We start from the raw sequence: 22,515 nt of genomic DNA on the forward strand, positions 1-22,515 counted from the left end.
ATATTAGTTTACGCTAAACTATCAGAGGCTTATAAGCGATATTCAAAGTCTGTATTCAAAATGAAAATCTGGTAAGTTATAAGTATAACAGCTTATGATATTCATGGGATAATACTCTGGACATATTTCGCTGAATGAGCCAAAAGCCTATTTGCAAGATATTAGCCACTGGAATTATCACCAAAAGTGTAAAACTAGTGATCTCAGAAACAGAAAACTACAATTTTCAAATTTTTTCTATACTAGTATAAACAAAACATAAGGAGAAATAATCATGACTAACACCCAAACACAAGCTACTGGCGACATTCAAGAAAAAATCCAAGAAGAACTTGAACAAGCCCGCACTGTATGTGATATCTCAGGTAGCAACTCCGCTGAATGTGCTGCTGCTTGGGATGCTGTAGAAGAATTGCAAGCGGAAGCTTCTCACCAGCGTCAAATCAAGCCTAAAAACGCTTTGGAACAATATTGTGATGCTAATCCAGAAGCAGATGAGTGCCGTCTGTACGAAGATTAGAACCAGCAGTTGTGCTTTTTTCATTAAATAACAATTTACTGGAATATCAATGGTTTAAACCTCCATTCATTAATGGATTTGAACTAGACGGGGGAGTTTATTCCCCGTTTTTCGCTTTTGAGAAAAGTCCCCAAACTGAATTTTTCTAGAATAGCTAACGCTATCAAATATCTATTCAACATTTCTGCTATTTTTGTTATTGACTTTATGACACAAGTATGGTTTCGCCCTTATGTCTGGATGGATTATAGACTAGCGTTATTATTTACGCTGATTATTCCTTTAATTCTTTCAATTTGGGCATTTGTGCAAAAAGCTGAAGGAATGCAACGCTTATTAATGATTTACTGGCGAGTGGCTAGTTTATTAATTGTTAGTATGTACTTAATGATTGGTAGCTTTGGAGTTAGTTTCATCTCTGCTTTAATGGCGCGGATTCTGATCCCAATTGCGCTATGGTTTTGGGTAGATATCAATGATGAAATTGACTATTATCCCCATAGTCCATTAAAACTAATTTTCACTTCTTGGCGTTGGGCGACAACAGTTTATTGTAGTTTAGGAGCAATAGCCCTTTTACCCTTCCTAGGTTGTGCTTTTTCAGGAACTGCGATTAAAACTCCTTACTGTAGTGTCTGGTTAGAAGCACCATTAATCTTTAAAGACTATTTTCACCACAATAGCAAACCTGCTTTTCTAGGGTTTTTGGGGATAGTGACTTTAGCAATTTACGTAATTTATTTAAGTTATTTTGTCGCGGTTAAACTCGGTAAACATGGACGTTCCGCTACACATTAAGCAATTGAAAAGTTAGAAAAAATTCTGAACTGTGATTATTCGGATTAATTATCTAAATAAAATTAATCACACAAATCATAGTTCCGACTTGTTTTCCTGATTAATAAATCATCCAAATCAAATTCATCACAAAAATCGTAGTTCCGACTGCTGAATTAATGAATAACTCTGTTGGTAAAAGACTGGAACAATATACAGTCAAAAAATCCCAAGAAGTTCTCATCGTCACTGTCAAAATTGATGATGAACCTGATCAAATTGCTGTGTTTAAAGGCTTTTCTAGTTCTTTGATGCGCCCAACAGCTTATGATCCAGATGTCCCAGTGTTACCAGATACAGCTACAATTATCGCAATTGACAGAATAGCAAGTCCCTATAATCCTGATTCACCCCGTTATCTTCAACAAGATATTTCTTGGGAAGATATGCAAATTTTGTTATCGGAAATTGGGGTGTGAGATAATTAATCATGAATAATTTTTAATTATCACTATGTCGCGTTCTGGATACACTTTGCCCGTTTTTGCTTGTGCTGCTGCTGTTGCGGCTTTGCATTGGTTACGCTATCATCAACCCCTGACTGTGACTTCTGTAGATTTGATTACACCTGCTGAAATTGCCGAAATACCCATTGAACAAGTCGCAGGAATATCAGAAAATCAGGCTTTGGCTATGACTCGCAGTGATCCAGGTGATAACCTAGATTTAACAAAGAATACACCGATTTGGGCGATGGTGGCATGGTACGAGGGAGATGGAGAAGAGGTAATTATTCAGGGTGGAGAGGGGATTGGGAAGCAACTCAATGGTGAGGGGAAAGCCGCAATTTATGGTTATGCCCAAAAGTTATTCCAGGAAAATTTACAGCGATTATTAAAACCGACGGAAAAAATCAAGGTAACAATTATTTTACCAGAAGGGCGATCGCTTGCAGTCCGTACTTCTAATTCCGCGTTTGGAGTAGTGGAAGGACTGTCTTTATTAGGAACAACAGGGATTTCTCAACCTTTAAGTACACCAGATCAATTAACAGCTTTTCGTGCTGATTTAGCCGAAAAAGCCAGTCAATTTCCCACTTTGGTCTTTTGTATTGGGGAAAATGGCCTAGATTTAGCTCAAAAACTCGGTATCAACCCCGCACAAATGGTAAAAACTGCGAATTGGTTGGGACCCATGTTAGTCGCTGCTGATATCTTAGGTGTAAAAGAAATTTTATTATTTGGTTATCACGGTAAATTGATGAAACTAGCGGGGGGAATCTTTCACACTCATCATCATTTAGCTGATGGTCGCCGGGAAATTTTAACTGCCCATTCTGCTATGCTAGGATTAGAGTCTTCCGATATTCAAACCATTTTTCAGAGTCCTACAGCAGAAGCAGCATTAAAACATCTGAGAATTCTCGATAGTAATAGTGGTAGTAATTGGGTAAATCAGGTTTATAGCTCCATTGCAGAAAGCATTGATACCCGTACTCAAGAATATATGAATAGCCATAATGAACAAGGTAAAACCATGATAGCTTGTGGTTCTGTACTTTTTGACCGCGATCGCCAAATTCTCGTAAAAAGTAAAACTGGTTGGATATTACTGGAAAAATTGTGCTAAATTAATAGGAATTATCGTAAGTACCACAAATAAATATTTTTAACTATGATTTGTATAATTAATTTGTTTAGATGATTAATTAATCTGTTATCACCATTAATCACAAAAATCATAAAAATCACAGTCCAGACTTCTTATCCTTAACAACACAACCTCCATAGCATGAATACAGCGGTGACTCTACCAACCGAAAAAATACCTCAAACACCAGAAAATTTGGGGAAACTTAAAGGTCAAATAATTGTAATTTTAGACTTTGGCTCTCAATATTCTGAATTAATTGCGCGTCGTATCCGCGAAACTCAAGTATATTCAGAAGTTATTTCCTATCGCACCACAGCCGAACAGTTACGCGAAATCAACCCCAAAGGTATCATCCTTTCCGGTGGACCAAATTCCGTATATAGCGACTACGCTCCCCATTGTGACCCAGAAATTTGGAAATTGGGAATACCCGTTCTCGGTGTTTGCTATGGTATGCAACTCATGGTTAATCAACTGGGTGGGGAAGTTATCCAAGCCGAACGGGGTGAATATGGTAAAGCATCTCTATACATAGATGACCCCACAGACTTATTAACTAATGTCGAAGAGGGTGCAACCATGTGGATGAGTCATGGAGATTCAGTCACAAATATGCCTCCTGGCTTTGAGTTACTGGCACATACTAATAATACTCCTTGTGCAGCGATCGCTCACCATGACAAAAAACTCTATGGTGTGCAATTTCACCCCGAAGTCGTCCATTCTCAGGGTGGTATAGCCTTAATTCGCAACTTTGTTTACCATATCTGTGACTGTGAACCAACTTGGACAACAGCCGCTTTTGTTGAAGAATCAATTCAGGAAATTCGCGCCAAGGTAGGAGACAAACGGGTATTATTAGCATTGTCTGGCGGTGTAGATTCTTCAACTCTAGCTTTTCTTCTGTATAAAGCCATTGGTGAGCAACTAACCTGTGTATTTATTGATCAGGGTTTCATGCGAAAACTAGAACCCGAAAGATTAGTAAAGTTATTTAAAGAACAATTTCATATTCCTGTAGAATATGTTAACGCCCGCGAACGATTTATCTCAGCTATTGCTGGAGTAACTGATCCCGAAGAAAAGCGTCGCCGCATTGGACATGAATTTATCAGTGTTTTTGAGGAGACATCAAGGGATCTTGGGCATTTTGACTACTTAGCTCAAGGGACACTTTATCCAGACGTGATTGAATCTGCTGATACCAACGTTGATCCAAAAAGTGGTGAACGGGTAGCAGTGAAAATTAAAAGTCATCACAATGTGGGTGGTTTACCAAAAGACTTGAGATTTAAACTGGTAGAACCACTGCGAAAACTATTTAAAGATGAAGTTCGCAAAGTTGGGCGTTCCATTGGTTTACCAGAAGAAATTGTCCAACGTCAACCTTTTCCCGGCCCTGGTTTAGCAATTCGTATTTTAGGTGAAGTCACCTCCGAACGCTTGAATATTTTGCGAGACGCTGATTTAATTGTTCGTCAAGAAATTAACCAACGTGGTTTATATAATGAGGTTTGGCAAGCTTTTGCGGTTCTGTTACCAGTTCGCAGCGTTGGGGTGATGGGTGATAAACGCACCTATGCCTATCCTATTGTTTTAAGAATTGTCACTAGCGAAGATGGCATGACCGCAGACTGGGCGCGAATTCCTTACGATATATTAGAAGCAATTTCTACCCGCATTGTCAATGAAGTAAAAGGTGTAAACCGTGTGGTTTATGATATTACCTCTAAGCCACCTGGAACTATTGAGTGGGAATAGGTAATTGGTAATTGGTAATTGGTAATTGGTAATTGGTAATTGGTAATTGGTAATTGGTAATTGGTAATTGGTAATTTAAAAAACTATTACCCATTACCACTAAATTTGAGTTTAAAATTAAGAAGTATTGCATTTCTTTGAAAATATTATGGCTGCAAAAGTAGAAATTTACATTTGGACTACTTGTCCGTTTTGTGTTCGTGCTAAAAGTCTACTGAAAAGTAAAAGTATTGATTTTATCGAATATAATCTTGATGGAGACGAAATAGCCAGAGATAAAATGTCCCAAAGAGCTAATGGAAAACGCTCCTTACCACAAATTTTTATTAATGATATTCACATTGGTGGTTGTGACGATATCCATACTTTAGACCGTCAAGGTAAATTAGATCAGATGCTAGTAGTCTGTCAAGATAAAAATAATGGACTGTAGTGTGAGCGTCTCGCTCACGCGGGCAAGATGCCCGCACTACCAAAAACCCGTCAAAATAAATTTGACAGACTACTAGTTTCTTAAAATATTGTGGATCAGATCCCCGACTTTCTTCTCTCATTTTTCCTTGAGATGAATAAATTAATTGGAGAAGTCGGGGATATTTAATATTAAAACTTGTAGATGAAAGAGGTATAAAGGATGAAACTAGCTTTTATTATTGATCCTATCCATAGGCTTGATCCATGTCATGATACCAGTGTTGCTTTGATGGAAGCAGCGCAAATTCTGGGACATGAAATTTGGATAACTCAGGCAAATTTGCTGAGTGTTATTGATGGTAAAGCCTGGGCTTCCTTGCAGCAGGTAGAACTCGTTCCCGTGGAGTTAGTGGAGGGACGTTGGTTAGCAGTTAATTCTTGGTTTAAATTAAGCCCTAGTTCCTTTACTGCTTTAGAAACAATGGATGCCGTATTTATGCGGACAGATCCACCTGTTAATGATGCTTATCTCTATGCTACCTATATTCTCGATTATGTTGACCAAAATAAAACTTTGGTAATAAATGATCCGGCTGGGATTCGTAGCGCTAATGAGAAAATGTATGCTCTTCAGTTTAGCGAATGTATTCCCGAAACAATTGTCAGCGCTGACAAGCAAGTTATTCGCCAATTTGTAGCAGCTAAAGAAGCAACAATTCTCAAACCCTTGGGGAATAAAGCTGGGGAAGGCATTTTATTCTTACAATCAGGCGATCGCAATTTTAACTCCATTGTCGAACTTAGCACGCTCCAAGGTCAAGTTCCAGTTATGGTACAAAATTATTTACCCCAAGCCAAGGAGGGAGATAAACGGATTATCTTACTCAATGGTGAACCCATAGGTGCGCTAAATCGTCTTTCTAGTAGTAGTGATTTTCGTAATAATATGGCCACTGGTGGAACAGTGGCTCAAACCACCATTACCCCAAGAGAACAGGAAATTTGTAGCCATTTAGCCGCAAAACTCCGGCAAGATGGCTTAATTTTTGTTGGTATTGACGTAATTGGTGGCTACCTAACAGAAGTTAATGTCACAAGTCCCACAGGTATCCGGGAAATTGACCGTCTCGACGGGACTCACATAGCTCATCAGGTTATTCAATGGGTAGAAGCGAGTAAATAGGCAGGGAACAGGGGAGAAATTTATTTACTTCCTCCTCCTGACAACTGACAACTGTACGGGCGAAGCATTTGGAGAACTATTTTTGGCAATGACCGATAATTTATCTTCCAAATGCTTCGCCCCTACTGACAACTGACAACTGATAACTGATAACTAACAACTTGTATACAGCACTCAGCCTCACCTGAGACTGTGAATTTAATCTAAAATCTCATATCCACAATCAATTAATTTCTTGGTGGTGTCCGTCGTCTTTGCAGAAAATCGGGAATATCCAAAGAGGGTTTTTCTTTTGGTGGTTCTACAGATGGAGTGGGGTTATTAACAGGTTGTTGTAGTGGTGTAGGTCTTCTAGTGGTAGTAGTAGTGGTGGGAATAGGAGTGACAACTCTAGGAGTAACAGTAGTTTGTGCAGATGGAGGTTGGATATCACCTGTAAATCCAGTCGCAATCACAGTAATTCTGACTTCTCCTTGGAGTCTGTCATCAATTACCGCTCCAAAAATAATATTGGCATTAGGATCAACCACTTCATAGATTGTTTCTGCCGCAGCATTAACTTCATGCAGGGTTAGATCACTACCACCAGTAATATTAAATACAACTCCTCTAGCTCCTTCAATAGAACATTCCAATAAAGGTGAAGAAATGGCGGCAATTGCGGCTTCTCTGGCTCTAGATTTACCCGAACTCACACCAATTCCCATCAAAGCTGATCCTGCATCTGCCATCACAGCCCGCACATCAGCAAAGTCAACGTTGACCAATCCAGGAATAGTAATAATATCAGAAATTCCTTGTACACCTTGACGCAACACATCATCAGCATAGCGAAAAGCTTCTTGCACAGGAGTTTGCTCAGGAATGACTTCCAACAGCTTATTATTGGGAATAATAATTAAGGTATCCACCCGACTTTTCAAGCCTTCAATTCCTTGTTCCGCTTGGCTGGTGCGTCTGCGTCCCTCAAAAATAAATGGTCGAGTCACTACACCAACGGTGAGAGCGCCCATTTCCTTGGCTATTTCTGCCACAATTGGGGCGGCACCTGTACCTGTACCACCACCCATACCAGCGGTAATAAATACTAAATCCGCACCTTCTAAAGCTGTGGCAATTTCATCACGAGATTCTTCCGCCGCTTTTTGACCAATAGCCGGATTTCCCCCTGCACCCAAGCCTCTAGTTAGTTTCTGCCCAATTTGCAAGCGACTAGGAGCGCCCGCTAAAGTCAGAGCTTGAGCATCAGTATTAATTGACCAAAACTCAACACCGGATACATCAGACTCAATCATGCGGTTGACAGCATTACCACCACCACCACCCACACCAATTACTTTGATGTTGGCAACACGGCCTGGCACAATTTCACCAATACCGCTATTTTCGAGAGAAATTTTCTTGCCATCTTTACCTTGAGCAAAGTTCATTCCAGAATTATTAAAGGGATTGCTTGAGTTAACTGCCAGAGAAAACCCTGGTTGTCCGGGATTTTGAGAGTTATAGATCAGCCCTTGGTTATTATCAAGTGTCATTGGATTTGTGAAAAGGTAGATAAACGACTTTTTGCGGTGTGATTCACCTAAGAGTCAAATAATTGCCAAAATAAATTTTGGCACGCTATTTTATTTTTTTTACTATTCCCTAGCCTACATGATGGCTGGTGAGATGTGGCAATTTGTCCATGAGAGAGGTATAAAACCTCAGTTGCAGAGTCAGATATCCAGCCTGATGCCTTCTAACTCTTTCTCCTTTGGGATTGTTGATTAGCTGTACAGTTTATGATACTAGCTGCTCATGTTGCTGACTCCCCCCTATTCTTTTTAAGAATAGTTCTAAAAAGTATAGACATTTATTTATCGCATTTTCTTTGTCAGCAGCAGATCACTTCAACAATAGCGTTAACTAAACTCAATACCTTCGCCATTTTTTGTAGGTTGGGTTAAGCGACAGCGCAACCCAACGCTCATGTTGGGTTTCATCCTTCAACCCAACCTACGAATCAAGGCTTTTTTCAATTTGGCTAAGGTATTGCTAAACTCCTGGGCAGATCCCAGTATAACAACCCTATCTTTGGGCAAAAAGCTGTGATGACTGGTTGATATAAGATATTCAACTGGTTATTAACTGTTTGATAGAGCTTAAGCTTAGTCCTAGTAATAAATTTTAATAACCTCCTGAATTTTTTTAGAATATTTTTTAGTTATTAATTTTACAACCCTTAGCATGATCTTTTAACTAACGGTTAAAAAATTCTATATCTATATGTATAATATATACCTAATTTACAAAAATATAAAATTAGCAACTCAAGTTACTAATTTAAAAGATTTGCCTATTCAGCTAGACAAAGGCCGAAGGGAGTAGAAAGAAAAAATGTTGAACTTCAACGGATTGGTATTTTGTGCAGTGGCTCTGATTTCTTAATAACTAAGCCTGGATTTTTTTGATTCATTTGTACTAATGGAACGGCGGGATTTTTGATATCAATGTAATCTATATGACTAGGATTAACTTCATTCGGTAAACGGCGCATTTGTACAAGTGCTTGAATTTGCTCAGGTAATCTATTGCTAGGGCTGCCTAAATGCACAATTCCTAATTCAGTTTTCAAAATTAAATTTGTAGGATCTTGAAAATTAATTTCTGTCACTTTTAGAGAACTGTGACTGATAGCTTCATAAAGTTGAGTCCAGAATGGCTTGTATTGTGCGATCGCACCAATTACTATGAGTTGAGGTAATTTTGCTTTGGGGTTAATGGAGATATACCTTGATAAAGGCATCCACACGCCACTAGCATCCAGTAAACCTAGTTCATTTTGTTGATTAGCCATACCGCTATTTTGCAAACAAGACTTAACCTCAGAAGGCTTACCCGTGAATGAAGGAGTCAGAACACAACTGGTTATCCTTTGATTTTTGGTTATTTGGGCGATCGCTACTGGTACTCGTTCCTGGATTTCAATAATTAAACCAGGAGGTAATAACCGCCGTCTAACCGTAGCTTGGGCAATGTTCGGTTGTTTTCTTAAAGAATCAGCAATTAGGGAAGGTTCAATCCGCCATAAAGACTGGGGAGATGACAACCCCAACAATGAATAAATATCCTTTTGGGTCAAAACTTGACCACCAGATTTGATCACTATTTGCCCCGAATCCTTTAACACCCACATTGGTTGAATTGCTACCCAGAACAAAACCGAGGCCAATCCAGTGACAGCCAGCGTCCGCCAAATAGCCTGAAGAATTTTGAGTTGTCGCTGCCGACGTAATTTTTGGCGGCGTTGAGCTAAATTTGTCCGAGAAACTGATAATATCCCAGCCATTGTTTTCCTCTTGTAAATATCAGTCCAATTTATTCTGGATATTAAATTCGCTTATCTAGCAATTAAATTTAGCTAACATCATGGGTATTATGGAGAAAATTAGCTTTTAACAATAGTACCCAACGCATTGTAAATTCGGTAAAACTTTCCCACCTCATAAATTTACAGAAATATCCGGTAAGAGTAAGGCTCAGTCCTTCGACAAGCTCAGGAACCATCACTTTAGTGCTGAGATACAAGCGACACGAGCAGTTCGACTTCGCTCACTGACCACGAATTTATTCGCTTAATTCATTGACTGGTAACAATGGATGTGATAATATTTCATGAATTCCAGAATTTAAGTATAACTAAACGACGTAAAAACTTAACTTATGTGGTTGAGTGCGTAGTCATACCTAACGGTATTGCAGTTTAGGAAAGCTAAATTTGGTGAAAAATGAAATGCAAAAATCGAGTACGGTAGGGATACGGTCATTAAAGCTTTAGGAGAATCAACCTCTGTTTTTGTTGGAGTAATCCAGTAATTGTAAGTTGGCTCGTTGATTAAAGAATCTCAGTGTCTTTAGACCTGAGAGTGTCAATCTTGATGGTGATGCTTTCACCATCAAATCCAAAAATATTTAATTTGTTAATTTTAAATATTGAACTATTCTGACGAGTTATCAATTTTGAAAACATCATGAGTATAGCTGGTAAGAGCATCCTCATAAGTAACTTCCTCAGACAAATTTACCAATAACGCCTGTACTCGCATTCGGGCAATATAAGGCCAACCCCCCTCAGACTCAATATCTCTGAGCAGCGAGTATAATCTTTGGCGATTATCAGGCAAATTTTCTTGAAACACTCCATCTCGAATTTCTTTGTGCAACTTTTCTAAATGACGTAACAAAGCCAGTAGAGAAATTATATCTCCACCGCAAGTTTGAGCTACATCTTTAACCGCACCAGAAATCGCTTGTAGCTGGCAGGACAAGTCCCCAGATGTCAAATTTTGATCATGGTTCATGGAACGTTTTACTCCATAAAACTAATACGATACTGGAAAAGTCCCTAAATTGATCGACAAAAAAGTCAAATATTGCAGTATGCACGGGAGCATTCCAGTTTAGAACTAAGCAGAAATACTCTAGAGTGTGGAATGTGTGTTGCAACAACTATTCCCAAATAAAAAATACGATCGCCCAAAATCAAAGCGATCGCAACTTTCCACAAAGGTTAAAAATTATTACTGAGACAAAAATAATAATTATCGTCTCAAATTATGCCTCAGCCCTGACAAAGAAAAGAGCCGTGCGTGGTCCCATCTCTATGCCTCCACGATTCTTTGAACCCCACTCAGTAATGTATTTTTGGCCATCATCACCCTTAGCCACACACATTTTGAAGTTATACTGTAATTCGTCATAGCAGCCAACTTCTAAACCGGGCATTTTTGCAGCTTCCACATCAAATTTTGTACCAGCCTTATTGATAATGGCTAAACCTTGATCTCCGCGCTCGATAAAGAGCAAATTGGGATTGTCCGCACTAGCAGCAATGTCATTACCATTGCGATAGTATTGAGGTTGTGCGTCCATTTTCTTATGAAATTGAGTAGCAGCAACAACTGTAGGGTTGAAGGCATCAAAATTCAAAATCAGGGGTGTTCCTTCGTTAATCGCCAATACATAAGCTGTTGCTAAGGGTAAATCCCCACGATCAAATTTCCAATTATCAAACTGTCCAGGAGCCCAAGTATCATGATTGCGAGCAAAGGTAACAGCATCCTTACCAGGCAAAGCACGTTGGGTATCTGATGGATTGACTAAAGAGCGCAAATCTCCACCAACATTGAAAGCATCTTTTAAGGTATTGACCAGTTGAAAATCTGTGACTTTGGGGAAAACAGGGATATAACTCATGCTCTCGCCATAATTGTTACCGATGACCTCACCATAGTAAAGCTTGTCATTAGGGATAACTGCAAGGATCTTCTGCATATCCTGCCGAGAAATGTGCTTGGCGGCATCAAAACGTAAACCATCGAATCCAAAATCAAGTAATTTTTTCAGATAGTTCTGTTGTTGCTCTTGTACATAGGGCAAACCCGTTTTCAGGTCAGGCAATCCCTCTGGGTCATCTTTACTACATAACCAGTTGTTTTCAACTTCTGAGGAATTATTATAGTTGTTGATGCAGGCTTGGTTATGAAAGTATTCCTGCTTTTGGAATATAGGATAGGCTTGGGGGAAAGGTTTGATGTCGTGGCCAGCCACGTTTTTGTAATTAGCCAGGTGATTCAAGACAACATCGGCAATTACCTTGATGCCGCTTTTGTGAGCCTCGTTAATTAAATCCTTTAAATCTTGCTCAGTTCCCAGATTTCCCTCTAGGACATAATCAAGCGGTTGATATTGAATATACCAGTATTCGTCTGAAGTGCAAGCATTATCAAGCCGGGAGGCGGTTGTATTAGGAGGCGAAACTTGGATGTAATTGTATCCTGCGTCTTTAATTTTGGGCAGTTCGGCTTTGATACTGGCAAAACATTCATCGAAAGCATGATAGATTACATCTGCTAGGACGGATCTCTAAGGCTCAAAGTAGCAGCAACCTGATCTAATTCGGCTAAAATCCACCACTCTTTGTCTCTTTCTACTTGTCCATATTCATTGATTCTACGTCCCCAAGTACCATCTTCTAAATAAGCTGCTTCTAGGATTTTTGGGGCTGCTTCTTGAGCAAACAAGACTAAATCGTAGTGTCCGGTTAATTTGCCAACTTCATAAATTAACCACAAGGTTTTAATGGAGTGACCGAAATCTGTATTATCTGTGGCTAATTTCTTGTTCTTAGAATCGGTAATTGCTCCCCAGAAGATATTCTTATCGGGAGTATAGAATTGCTCACTCATGATGGTGGCAACATGCACTAAATCATCTTTCCACTGTTGCTGGAGTTTCACACCATTAAATTCGCTGGGTAAAATCGGTGTGAGCAACATCATGTAAGCGTAAATTTGATCCAGTTGCGCTACTAATTCTCTTTGTTGAGTGCTAACTGTCTCTACAGTACCATCGGGATTTTTGTAATCTATATAGTCAGCTTTTGCCCAGGAAATTAAATCCCATTCTTGATCGTAGTAATAGTTAAAAATGTAGTTTTTAACATTCACTATTTCCTGTAAAACTTGAGTATCTCTGGTCAGATAGTAGTAAAATGCTAATCCAGAAAGAGCATATGTCATATCTTGACTGATGCGCTTCGTTTGTTCAGGTTGCCCATTTCCTGTTTTATCAAAGTAGGTATAAGCTCCACCTTTTCCATAGTAGACTAATGCATTAGCTCGCAAGTAATCTACACCTGCTTTAGCATAGCTGAGATATTTTTTATTTCCAGTCAGGTTATAGGCCACACCGTAGGCAAATACTTGTCTTGACTTGGCTCTCACATACTCTCTGTCAAGTTTAACGATGCCTGGAATTGGTTCTGCTAATTCTATGCAAGGTTTAGCTTTGTCATATAAAGAGCCATCATTGCATCTATAGGTGGGAAAGTTGCCATTTTCCCCAAGGGCTGTATTTTGTGTCCAGAAAGGTAAAAGATCATCATTAAGATGCTGTAACCACCTATCTCCCTTGGGTACAGAATTGATTATTAGTCCTATGTTATTCACAGGGTATTGTTTAGACTCAACTAAAGCCTGCGCTGTGGGAACTTTCAGAGATAGGATAAAAAACACTGCACATAAACACAGGCTAAGAGTCTTCTTTAAAAAGGCTCTACTGCCTACTCTACGATTGATCAAAGGTAACATTGGTATTCCTTGGTACAATAAAGAAATAAAGAGCCACACCCAATAAAAATTTACGTTGGAACACTCTTATGAGTACGAAAATAAAATATCACATGGAGAATTAAAGAAGCTAGTTGTTGGTAAAAAACGTTACAATTTTTTTATAAGTAATGAGACAAAATTAATTACACAAATATTTAGACTGAAATCCTGAATGGACAAAGGATTGGTAAATAAATAATATGTAATTAATTCTGTCCAGGTACTTAGCAGGACTTACGTTACTTACGCAAAATATCCCGCCCTAAACCCCCATTTCTCTGTGTTATCCGTGCCTGAAGTGGTTCGTTTATTCCCTAACTCATGCGTAAGTCCTATATAAGTTGGGCAAAGCAACAGCGTAACCCAATATTAGATCACATACATAAGGTTTTTTAACCCACGCAGGTGGGTTTTGTCTGTGTAGCTACATACCGCAACAGGACGGCAAGCTACGCGCAGCTTGCCGCAAGCATCTTTATAATCATCCATCAAAATATAAATTTATACTCGACAAACAATCTCTTAATTCACATTCCTTAGTTCCACACTAAAATGTTACCGTATACACTTGTATGAAGGATAAAAATTAGGCCGATAGCCAACCAGCACTCTTACTTTCACTCCCAACTTTCAAGAAATACGACGCGAAGCCTAAATTCTGACTTCTGAATATATATCTTTCTAACTATTCTCAAGTAACAAGAATCCTTGATGGTAAGGTAGAGAAGGCTTTTCCATTATTTGTGCTGGATGACAGCCGAATTTAAGCACTAGAGTGCTTTGATTTTGAGTTAAAAAAAATCGTATGATCTGGCTAATTTCCCTATCCAAACACTTTTGATGTATGTACTGACAACACATACATCATCCAGTATGGATGCGGTTCGCTGCTTAGTCTATGGTTTGAATTCCAGGCTCAGAAACGCAATGCGTTTAAGTGCGTTCAGTAAAGCAGTTTGACAACTTAGATATTAATTTTTGAGATTGAGGTTAACCATGAGGTATCGCGCTTTAATTGTTGCTTTCTTTGCTCTATGCTTAGGGCTAATCACAGCTTGTAGTGATGCACCTTCTGCCAGCGTCAGTGATGTCCTCACCTACGAACAAATTCGCGGCACAGGGTTGGCTAACAAATGCCCCCAACTGACAGAAACCAGTCGTGGTTCAATTACTGTTGATCCTAATGTGACATACAGCATCAAAGAACTTTGTTTAGAACCAACCAGTTTCTTTGTCAAAGAAGAACCTGCTAATAAACGTCAAAAAGCAGAATTTGTATCCGGTAAAGTTATGACCAGATATACTTCTACCATTGACCAAGTACAAGGTCAGCTAACTAGCAATCCAGATCATAGCTTGACTTTTACGGAAGAAGATGGTCTTGATTTTCAAGCTATCACCGTTAAACTTCCTGGTGGTGAATTAGTACCTTTCTTGTTTACCATCAAAAGCTTGGTTGCACAAACACAACCTAATTTAACTAGCATTAACACATCCACTGACTTTGAAGGAACTTTTAAAGTCCCTTCCTATCGTGGTGCAGCTTTCTTAGATCCTAAAGGTCGTGGTGTTGTTAGTGGCTATGACAATGCTGTAGCTTTACCAGCCGGATCTGATAATGAAGATCTAACTCGTACTAATGTCAAGCGGGCAGAAATCCTCAAAGGTAAAATTTCCTTGCAAGTAGCCAAAGTAGATAGCACTTCTGGTGAAATAGCTGGGACTTTTGAAAGTGAACAACCTTCTGATACCGATTTAGGTGCAGGTGAACCTAAAGAAGTGAAGATTCGTGGTTTATTCTACGGTCGAATTGAGCCTCGCGCCTAAATATTGATACAACCTCATGGGAGTTTAAAATCCATAAATATTTTGGTAATTTAGTAATCTAATATACCTCCATGAGTTTGGGAATGAACAAAAATTCAGCAGTCACAAAAATTTATTTGTGGCAATACCTTAACCAAGATGGACTCTGCATCTTGGTTTTTTTTTGGAAAACTAGGGTTGTTTAATTTCCACGTAAATTTACTGATTTAAAATTTTATTTTTTTTTGCTGAAAAGTTGGAGATGAATTTAATTATTTAATTACGTAATATTACTCATTCAATCCAGAGAAGACAGCAGATAAACAAAAATAATCGCAGCCCAAAGCTTGATCCTCATCAACTATTGCCAATTCTCAAGACATATAAGCAAATCTCATGGTTAATTAGTTAAATTAGGCGCAATCCCGGTTTATTATTAGATTGCTAATTGTATATTTTAAGTTTATGACAGTTGTTTAATAAATTAGGAAGTATACTCAACTAATTTGAGTAAAAAAAATATCAGGACAATCTTGCCATTGCTAATTGTATTGTGCAGAGCATTTACGGCGATTTTGTCTGGACAAAATTTTTCTGTGATGTAGGATTTGCAACCATTCAGCCAAGAGCAGAAATAGTGACTAGTTTTAAAAGCGATTATATACCAAATATACTTGTTTAAGAATCAAAGTGTTATGCCTAATAAAACCACTGACGAAACATCTACTAACAAACTGAAACATGAAAATTCACAGTTGTTGCGAGAGTATCAGCAATCCCGTTCGGAAAGAGTTCGCAATCAACTGGTAAAACTCAATTTTGGACTAGCCAGAAAGGAAGCCCATTATTGGATTAATCAGTGTAATGAGAGCTATGAGGATCTTCTCCAGGTAGCCTGTATGGGCTTAATTAGAGCAATTGAGAAATTTGAACTTTCTAAGGGAAATGCTTTTAGTTCCTATGCGATGCCCTATATTCGTGGTGAAATTCAACATTATTTGCGAGATAAAGGCGTAACTGTGAGAATACCCAGACGGTGGTTAGCACTCCAACAACAAGCTGTTGGGCTTTCCCGTTCTCTGTCCGAGCAATATAATCGCCCACCGACTGATAGCGAATTAGCGGCTGCATTGGCAATTTCTCTGAGTGAATGGCAGGAAATTAAATTAGCATGGATTAACCGCGCTCCGTTGAGTTTAGATGTGCCTATCCAAGATGGAGAAGAAGGCTCTACTTGTTTGGGTGAGTTAGTTCCAGATAGGAACTATCGCAGTTTTCAATTAGCCCAAGAAGACAAAATTAGGTTACAACAAGCCCTGACTCAGTTAGAACAGCGGACTCGTGACGTTGTTGAGTTTGTATTTTTCTATGATTTAACCCAAAAACAAGTAGCAGCACATTTAGGCATTAGTGTTGTCACAGTTTCTCGCCAAGTTAAAAAAGGCTTAGATATGTTGAAAAAGATTATGGGGGTGACGGAAGATTAGTTATAGAATAACCCGGTAAGCGTAAAACTCAGTCCCTTTAGGCTGAGATATAAGCAACTCGTGCGACTTAAGTCGCAGTCTTTTCTATAGTTTTTGAGAGCAGCTAATGGGTAAAAATTCGCATATTACAGCTACAGCCGCAGCTATTTTAGCAACCTTGGCACTGACTGGCTGTACGGTGGGTGAACCGCCAACAGCTACTAATACTGCCAGTCCTGCCCCAACTCCTAGTCTTCAAGCAACTGCGCCGCAAACGACACAGCCACCATCTTTGGCTCAACCTTTTAATAATCCTCTGATATCTACCAAACCACCAGTGAGTCCTGGGTCAGTTGGTAGTTTGATTCAACCGACAAATGGCACAGAGCGGTTGGGTGTGGTACAGAAAGGACGAACAGACCCCTTTGGGCAAATTGTCGAGAAGATAGGTTCTAGAACTACTAAGCTACCAGGTGAAAAAATTGCAGTTCCTAAATTACCCCCTTTACCTACAGTAACTCAGCCTAAATTAATTCCACCAAAACCAATCAAGACAATAGCAACTAAACTGGCAATTTCATTACCCAAAAAATCCCCACAGATAGCTATAAAACCAGTTTTACCCACTGTTTTAGCGGGATCTCTCCCCTCTCCTAAACTCAAAACTGTGTTACCAGTAGCACGACAGCCGGAAACCGCTAGAGCAGTGATTGTGAGTGGTGTAATCTTAATTGGTAAAGTACCTCAAGCAATTGTGAAAGTACCGGATGAGCCAACTAGTAGATATGTAAAACCAGGTCAAAGGCTGGTGAATGGGGTGTTAGTAAAACGGATTGAAATGAGCCAAGGTGCTAATCCTACCGTGATTTTGGAACAGTACGGTATTGAAGTTGCTAAACAAGTAGGGGAACAACCTTCTAAAACATCTAAACCAGCGACTACAGCTTCTGTGGGTAATGGTATTTCTGTGATTAAGCAAGCTTGAAAATCTTGTAGGAGCAAAGAATAGATATGGTGACACAAGAGAAAATAGAGTTTGCTGGTTTACCCTTGGCTGTATATCGGGAAATAGCAGCGCATCTCCGGCAGGTGGTGGGGGTAGAAGTGGGATTAATACCGCAAACATCCTCAGAGTTTGATTACAACCAAAGTCAAATTTCTGGGTTATGGATTTCATGGACAGCAGCCGCTGATGAGGAAAGTCGGTCAAGGTGTAAGCAGATAGTGGCTTATTATCAAAACCGCTATGAATGTGGATAAAATTCAAGAAGGTAAGTTGCTGGTTAGCTAACAACTAACAACTAACAACTGTACGGGCGAAGCATTTGGAGAACTATTTTTGGCAATGACCGATAATTTATCTTCCAAATGCTTCGCCCCTACTAACAACTAACAACTAAACTTAGGTTAATAGCAGATGGCTGGGTTAAACTGACAAGCAAGTTAATGCAAAATATTAATTGGCTGCTCTTAGGTTTAGGCGTTATTTATAATGGAAAACTGGCAATTTCTGATACAGAAACAGGGAGACCGCACTTGGCGGACTTTGGAGTCGCCAAATTTAAAGATTTTAGCGGATAATTACCGAGTTTTGGCTCGGTCTTATCTGAATAATATGGATGTTGATGTGCGAGTGACTTACATATCAACCCAGGAGGTTCCACCGAAACGGCGAATTCTCAAGCGATCGCATCGGACTAATAGTGAAGGATTGATGGCGGTAATTCCTTTTACCCACTTTAAACCAGGGATTTGGGAGTTACGATGCTCTGGAGATATTATGTCAGAGATGCTCGGTAAATCCTGGCAACATACTCTCTTTATCCAAGTATCACCCCCAGAACCTAGTCCCCAGTCTCTAACTCAACTGGCTGAGGAATCTGATCTGGCTTCAAATGCTGATACTCAAGTTAGTATAGTTATGAATCATGGAACTCCAGTCTGGTTTAAGGGGGAAACAACTGAGCAGATTTTACAAAACTTATTAGATTTAGCCTTACCTCAAGATGAACCTTTGCTGGATGAGGAGACTATTGAAAATGCTCCTACTTTACCGCCACCTTTAGCACTGAATTTGAGTTTAGATCAAGATACTTATGTTGCTCGTTGGGGAGACAATTTTATCATTCATGGCGATGTGGAAGTCAATGAAATGGAGAATCTGGAAGATGAGAGATTTGCCATGAATGGTGTGAGTCAGCTACGGCTAGAAATTGCCCTGCGATCGCCTTCAGAATCAAGAATCCTTAACCACATAGATCAGCCATTAACAGATCAAGTCTTACCTTTTAGCTTTAGTACCCTGATTGATATTCCCCTTGATTGTGAATCTAAGTTGCTTTTAGCAGATATTAATTTATATGGTGCATTAGCTGATGTTGGTGAAGTCATACTTTTAGCTAACCATACTTTCACAATTACAGCCGATGTCACTGATTTACTAGCACTACAAACTTCTCGGTCGGATTACCGTGACTCTTTACCAGAAACTAATCCACCAGTTAAGCCCAAGCCCTCTGTCAAGATTCGGTTAGAACTTTTCAATGTGGCTAAAACTCCCAAGTTAGCACAGTTTCACATTTTAAAGCCCTCCCCAAACCAACCTTTACCACCCCAAATTAAACCCCTGATATCCTGGCAAGTTCTTTCACCACAGTTGCCAAATTTACCTCACAATTCCACACGTGAGATTAATACTGATTCGGAAACAGATTCCCTCACAAAAACCCTGGCTATTCACCCAATTGATTTGAAAAAGTTGGTAATTAAACCAGTTAATACTATTTTTCCCTACTTGAAACGATTAAAAGTTAAGCCTGTTCCAGGGAAAACAGCCAATGATCAGTTAAATGTTGAAAAATTAGCAACTTTGCAGAAATCCCCACAGCTACCGACTGTAGTAACTTTACCAGCAAAAATACCAGAATTACCACTAGATAATCTTCCGCAGTCCGATCAGTCTATGATTGATGATACATCCTATGCAGAATTAATAGCAGAGATTGTGGCGGGGGTGACTAAAAGTGAAGAATTAGATTTGGTGGATTCTCAGGAAAATTCTGTAATTATCCAGGGTGAAGAACTAGATTTGGTGGATTCTCAGGAAAATTCTGTAATTATCCAGAGTGAAGAATTAGATTTGGTGGATTCTCAGGAAAATTCTGTAATTATCCAGAGTGAAGAATTAGATTTGGTGGATTCTCAGGAAAATTCTGTAATTATCCAGAGTGAAGAATTAGATTTGGTGGATTCTCAGGAAAATTCTGTAATTATCCAGAGTGAAGAATTAGATTTGGTGGATTCTCAGGAAAATTCTGTAATTATCCAGAGTGAAGAATTAGATTTGGTGGATTCTCAAGAAAATTCCTCTCTTTTGCAACAATGGATAGACAGTCAAGGATACTTATTGACTGAAGCAGTTTTTCAAGAATCCTCAGACAATGATCTTGGGGAAGAAACTCAAACTGTAGATGTGGAAGTGCTGTTAAGTAGGGAAAAAGAAATTCAGGAAGATCCCATTGCTGACAATATTCCCTTAGAAATTAATAAACCGGAAACAGTCAATATACTGAATCCAATACCAACCCAGCCTGGATGGTTATCACAAGAAATAGTTATAGATGATTTGGTTATGGAATGGGATGCGGATAGCTGGAGTGATGAAGCTATAGCAGATCATCATTATTCCCCCCTACCAGAGAATGAAACTGCGGCAGATTTCTCTGGTGTGATGATGGAGTCTTTACCAACTCCCCAATTGTATTTATCAGAGGGTGAACTTGTCGCTGGCACATCTGTAATGGTGCGTGTAAAATTACCTGAAGTTTCATCTTCGGTAGTGGTCAAGTTATGGGTTGAAGATTATCAAACCCGGAGTCTACTAGATAGACCACATATCCTGCCAGATTTGCGTTCTAATGCCTGCGGAGAATGGGAAACAGCGATCTACCTAAAAATTCCTTTTGGCTGCTTAGAAATCCGTTTATCAGCGATCGCTCTCCATCAAACTACTCAGCAGGAAAGTGACAAATTCACTATCATCAAGACAGTAATTCCCCCTAATTTACCCAGGATAGAAATGGATGAAATGTTGGGAATGTAAACAGGTGTGTTAAAAATCTTGATAATTTAGCAAATAAGGGAGGATTTTGCAGTAAGCTCAATTTGAATTGCAGTAAGACTTTACAGGACTTTAATTCTATGTCAAGTTCATTTTTGCCTACTATTTTGGCTTATTCCTCCTTTTTGCCTTCTGTTTTCGTTCCCCTAACTGGCTTGGTTTTACCAGCAGTTATTTTCGCATTTTTGTTTTCATACATTGAACGCGAAGATATTGCTTAATTAGGGTATGGGTAATTGGTTACTTAATTTTGTCACCAATTATCTATTTGAAAACAAACAAAACCGCCTATCTCATGGAGTTAGGCGGTTTTTATGGCGATTTTTGCAGAAGAAGTTCAAAAATGATAATCAAGCAAAAATCCAGTTTTTTGTATTTCTAATTGCTATCTTCTTCCAGAATAGTAGTTACCAAGTAGGTTAGGACAGAGATTGGTTAAAAAAGTCATCTTACAAAAGACTTTCAAACTTCCTATTCCCTGTTCCCTGTTCCCTGTTCCCTGTTCCCTGCTATAGCATTACATTGAAGAACCAATTCCTGAGTAAGATCCATAAAAGAAAATACCTACAACAGTAATTACACCTAAACCTGCAATCGTAGCGACGACCCACAGGGGAATTCTTCCACTTCCAGACACAGTTTTTTCCTCACTTACAAAAATTGTCAGTTGTCAGTTGTCAGTTGTCAGTTGTCAGTTGTCAGTTGTCGGTTGTCGGTTGTCGGTTGTCGGTTGTCAGTTGTCAGTTGAGAATATTCTTTCTGTAACTTGTTACCTATTACCTATTACCTATTACCTATCACCTAACTAGCAACTGACGTGAAAAAGTCCAGTTAGTTAAAGAAGTAACTGGAAAATAGAATTCCGAGAACGAAGACTAATAGTAGTCCCAGGTAAAGAGAGGTACGGTTTAATTCAACCGGTTGTTGATTAGGATTAGGCGTTCTTTCCATGATTAACTCCTAGCGTTGAATAAACTGCATTGAGGCGATCGCGCCCAAAAAGAAGACAGTAGGGACAGCTAAGGTATGCACCGCGATCCATCTAACTGTAAAAATGGGATAGGTAACTGGTTGATTGATGTTATTACCGCTAGTCATGATCTCAAATTATTTTCCAATAAAGGTTTCTACTTGTTTTTTTGCTTCAAAACGATTGCTGACAATTGGCACTTCTTGACGGACTTGAGTAAAATACTCATTAGGACGAGGTGTGCCAAACGCATCATAAGCCAGTCCAGTGCTGACAAATAACCAACCTGCAACGAATAATGCGGGAATGGTGATGCTGTGAATTACCCAGTAACGAATACTGGTAACAATGTCAGAAAACGGACGTTCTCCAGTGGTACCTGCCATTTATTTCACTCCCTTATCAAAAACTATTATTGAGTTTATAAGAAAATAGGCTGAAAATCCCGGAATTAACCCCTAAAAATTTTTAGGCTTTTTAGGGAATAATTTCTTTTAAGCCGGGGGTGAAAGCCAATTAGAGGCTGTCTTCCTCCAGTGACTTGTGTTATACTAATTGTAACAGGAAAGGTAATCAACCTGTCTAAAAACCTAACTGCCTAACGGTAATCTGTGCCTTGACAATTAAATCTATGCGGTTCTACTGCATTGTTCTAGTTTCCTTCTAGCAGTAGGTAAAAGATTTATAGGGGCTA

Annotated in this window: 23 protein-coding genes; 14 read left to right on the top strand and 9 right to left on the bottom strand. The window is 39.1% G+C overall.

The annotated features are described in order from the left end of the window. Window positions 1-274 precede the first annotated feature (274 nt). The 7 genes from BMF77_RS19895 (at window position 275) to gshB (ending at window position 6,308) form a co-directional block, all read left to right on the top strand. On the top strand, window positions 275-520 hold the full coding sequence (locus BMF77_RS19895; RefSeq protein WP_015081465.1) for a Calvin cycle protein CP12: 246 nt from the start codon (window positions 275-277) through the stop codon (window positions 518-520). Between the two features lie 207 nt (window positions 521-727). Next, window positions 728-1,318 (top strand): DUF3177 family protein, encoded by a 591-nt coding sequence (locus tag BMF77_RS19900; protein ID WP_148765232.1) that lies wholly within the window; start codon window positions 728-730, stop codon window positions 1,316-1,318. A gap of 158 nt (window positions 1,319-1,476) precedes the next feature. Continuing rightward, on the top strand, window positions 1,477-1,776 hold the full coding sequence (locus tag BMF77_RS19905) for a hypothetical protein (protein ID WP_148765234.1): 300 nt from the start codon (window positions 1,477-1,479) through the stop codon (window positions 1,774-1,776). A gap of 34 nt (window positions 1,777-1,810) precedes the next feature. After that, entirely contained in the window at window positions 1,811-2,926 is a 1,116-nt protein-coding gene (gene cbiD / locus BMF77_RS19910; protein WP_148765236.1) for a cobalt-precorrin-5B (C(1))-methyltransferase CbiD, read from the top strand. Window positions 2,927-3,088: 162 nt separating this feature from the next. Continuing rightward, window positions 3,089-4,711, top strand: coding sequence for a glutamine-hydrolyzing GMP synthase (gene guaA, locus BMF77_RS19915; RefSeq protein ID WP_148765238.1), 1,623 nt, complete (start codon window positions 3,089-3,091; stop codon window positions 4,709-4,711). A 148-nt stretch (window positions 4,712-4,859) separates the two neighbouring features. Continuing rightward, a complete protein-coding gene (gene grxC, locus BMF77_RS19920) occupies window positions 4,860-5,144 on the top strand; it encodes a glutaredoxin 3 (protein WP_148765240.1) in 285 nt (94 codons plus the stop codon). Window positions 5,145-5,345: 201 nt separating this feature from the next. Then, window positions 5,346-6,308 carry a glutathione synthase gene (gshB, locus tag BMF77_RS19925; RefSeq protein WP_148765242.1) on the top strand — a complete coding sequence of 321 codons (963 nt, stop codon included), beginning with the start codon at window positions 5,346-5,348 and terminating at the stop codon, window positions 6,306-6,308. Window positions 6,309-6,535: 227 nt separating this feature from the next. On the opposite strand, the gene ftsZ is transcribed toward gshB, so the two are convergent. From ftsZ to BMF77_RS19950, 5 genes are all read right to left on the bottom strand, one after another. Then, window positions 6,536-7,843 (bottom strand): cell division protein FtsZ, encoded by a 1,308-nt coding sequence (gene ftsZ / locus BMF77_RS19930; RefSeq protein WP_148765244.1) that lies wholly within the window; start codon window positions 7,841-7,843, stop codon window positions 6,536-6,538. A gap of 851 nt (window positions 7,844-8,694) precedes the next feature. Then, window positions 8,695-9,636: a cell division protein FtsQ/DivIB gene (locus BMF77_RS19935; protein ID WP_148765245.1), complete on the bottom strand. Its 942-nt coding sequence runs from the start codon at window positions 9,634-9,636 to the stop codon at window positions 8,695-8,697. A 649-nt stretch (window positions 9,637-10,285) separates the two neighbouring features. Beyond that, window positions 10,286-10,648, bottom strand: a complete 363-nt coding sequence (locus BMF77_RS19940; RefSeq protein WP_148765247.1) for a hypothetical protein — start codon at window positions 10,646-10,648, stop codon at window positions 10,286-10,288. A gap of 253 nt (window positions 10,649-10,901) precedes the next feature. Continuing rightward, a complete protein-coding gene (locus tag BMF77_RS19945) occupies window positions 10,902-12,191 on the bottom strand; it encodes an alpha-amylase family glycosyl hydrolase (protein WP_148765249.1) in 1,290 nt (429 codons plus the stop codon). An 8-nt stretch (window positions 12,192-12,199) separates the two neighbouring features. After that, entirely contained in the window at window positions 12,200-13,438 is a 1,239-nt protein-coding gene (locus BMF77_RS19950) for a hypothetical protein (RefSeq protein WP_148765251.1), read from the bottom strand. Window positions 13,439-14,455: 1,017 nt separating this feature from the next. On the opposite strand from BMF77_RS19950, the gene BMF77_RS19955 reads away from it, so the two are divergent. From BMF77_RS19955 to psaI, 6 genes are all read left to right on the top strand, one after another. Continuing rightward, entirely contained in the window at window positions 14,456-15,286 is an 831-nt protein-coding gene (locus BMF77_RS19955) for a photosystem II manganese-stabilizing polypeptide (protein ID WP_015081475.1), read from the top strand. A 674-nt stretch (window positions 15,287-15,960) separates the two neighbouring features. After that, on the top strand, window positions 15,961-16,752 hold the full coding sequence (locus BMF77_RS19960) for an RNA polymerase sigma factor SigF (RefSeq protein WP_041458140.1): 792 nt from the start codon (window positions 15,961-15,963) through the stop codon (window positions 16,750-16,752). A gap of 106 nt (window positions 16,753-16,858) precedes the next feature. After that, window positions 16,859-17,716 carry a hypothetical protein gene (locus BMF77_RS19965; RefSeq protein WP_148765253.1) on the top strand — a complete coding sequence of 286 codons (858 nt, stop codon included), beginning with the start codon at window positions 16,859-16,861 and terminating at the stop codon, window positions 17,714-17,716. 26 nt (window positions 17,717-17,742) lie between these two features. After that, on the top strand, window positions 17,743-17,991 hold the full coding sequence (locus BMF77_RS19970; RefSeq protein ID WP_015081478.1) for a hypothetical protein: 249 nt from the start codon (window positions 17,743-17,745) through the stop codon (window positions 17,989-17,991). A gap of 232 nt (window positions 17,992-18,223) precedes the next feature. Further along, complete coding sequence (locus tag BMF77_RS19975) at window positions 18,224-20,833, top strand: hypothetical protein (protein WP_148765255.1); 2,610 nt, start codon at window positions 18,224-18,226, stop codon at window positions 20,831-20,833. Between the two features lie 98 nt (window positions 20,834-20,931). Then, on the top strand, window positions 20,932-21,072 hold the full coding sequence (gene psaI / locus BMF77_RS19980) for a photosystem I reaction center subunit VIII (RefSeq protein WP_015081480.1): 141 nt from the start codon (window positions 20,932-20,934) through the stop codon (window positions 21,070-21,072). A gap of 296 nt (window positions 21,073-21,368) precedes the next feature. On the opposite strand, the gene BMF77_RS19985 is transcribed toward psaI, so the two are convergent. Then, the gene (locus BMF77_RS19985; protein WP_015081481.1) at window positions 21,369-21,488 is read right to left on the bottom strand and encodes a photosystem II reaction center protein J; all 120 of its coding nucleotides are present in this window, start codon (window positions 21,486-21,488) and stop codon (window positions 21,369-21,371) included. Between the two features lie 37 nt (window positions 21,489-21,525). On the opposite strand from BMF77_RS19985, the gene BMF77_RS28760 reads away from it, so the two are divergent. After that, the gene (locus BMF77_RS28760; RefSeq protein WP_256370319.1) at window positions 21,526-21,660 is read left to right on the top strand and encodes a hypothetical protein; all 135 of its coding nucleotides are present in this window, start codon (window positions 21,526-21,528) and stop codon (window positions 21,658-21,660) included. A gap of 22 nt (window positions 21,661-21,682) precedes the next feature. On the opposite strand, the gene BMF77_RS19990 is transcribed toward BMF77_RS28760, so the two are convergent. From BMF77_RS19990 to psbE, 3 genes are read right to left on the bottom strand one after another with little or no spacing between them, the layout of a single operon-like run. Beyond that, window positions 21,683-21,802, bottom strand: coding sequence for a photosystem II reaction center protein L (locus tag BMF77_RS19990; RefSeq protein ID WP_015081482.1), 120 nt, complete (start codon window positions 21,800-21,802; stop codon window positions 21,683-21,685). Between the two features lie 9 nt (window positions 21,803-21,811). Further along, window positions 21,812-21,949: a cytochrome b559 subunit beta gene (gene psbF / locus BMF77_RS19995; RefSeq protein ID WP_010997987.1), complete on the bottom strand. Its 138-nt coding sequence runs from the start codon at window positions 21,947-21,949 to the stop codon at window positions 21,812-21,814. A 9-nt stretch (window positions 21,950-21,958) separates the two neighbouring features. Beyond that, entirely contained in the window at window positions 21,959-22,207 is a 249-nt protein-coding gene (gene psbE / locus BMF77_RS20000; RefSeq protein ID WP_148765257.1) for a cytochrome b559 subunit alpha, read from the bottom strand. Window positions 22,208-22,515 lie beyond the last annotated feature (308 nt).

This window comes from Dolichospermum sp. UHCC 0315A (genome assembly GCF_008121535.1).
GTDB lineage: Bacteria > Cyanobacteriota > Cyanobacteriia > Cyanobacteriales > Nostocaceae > Dolichospermum > Dolichospermum lemmermannii.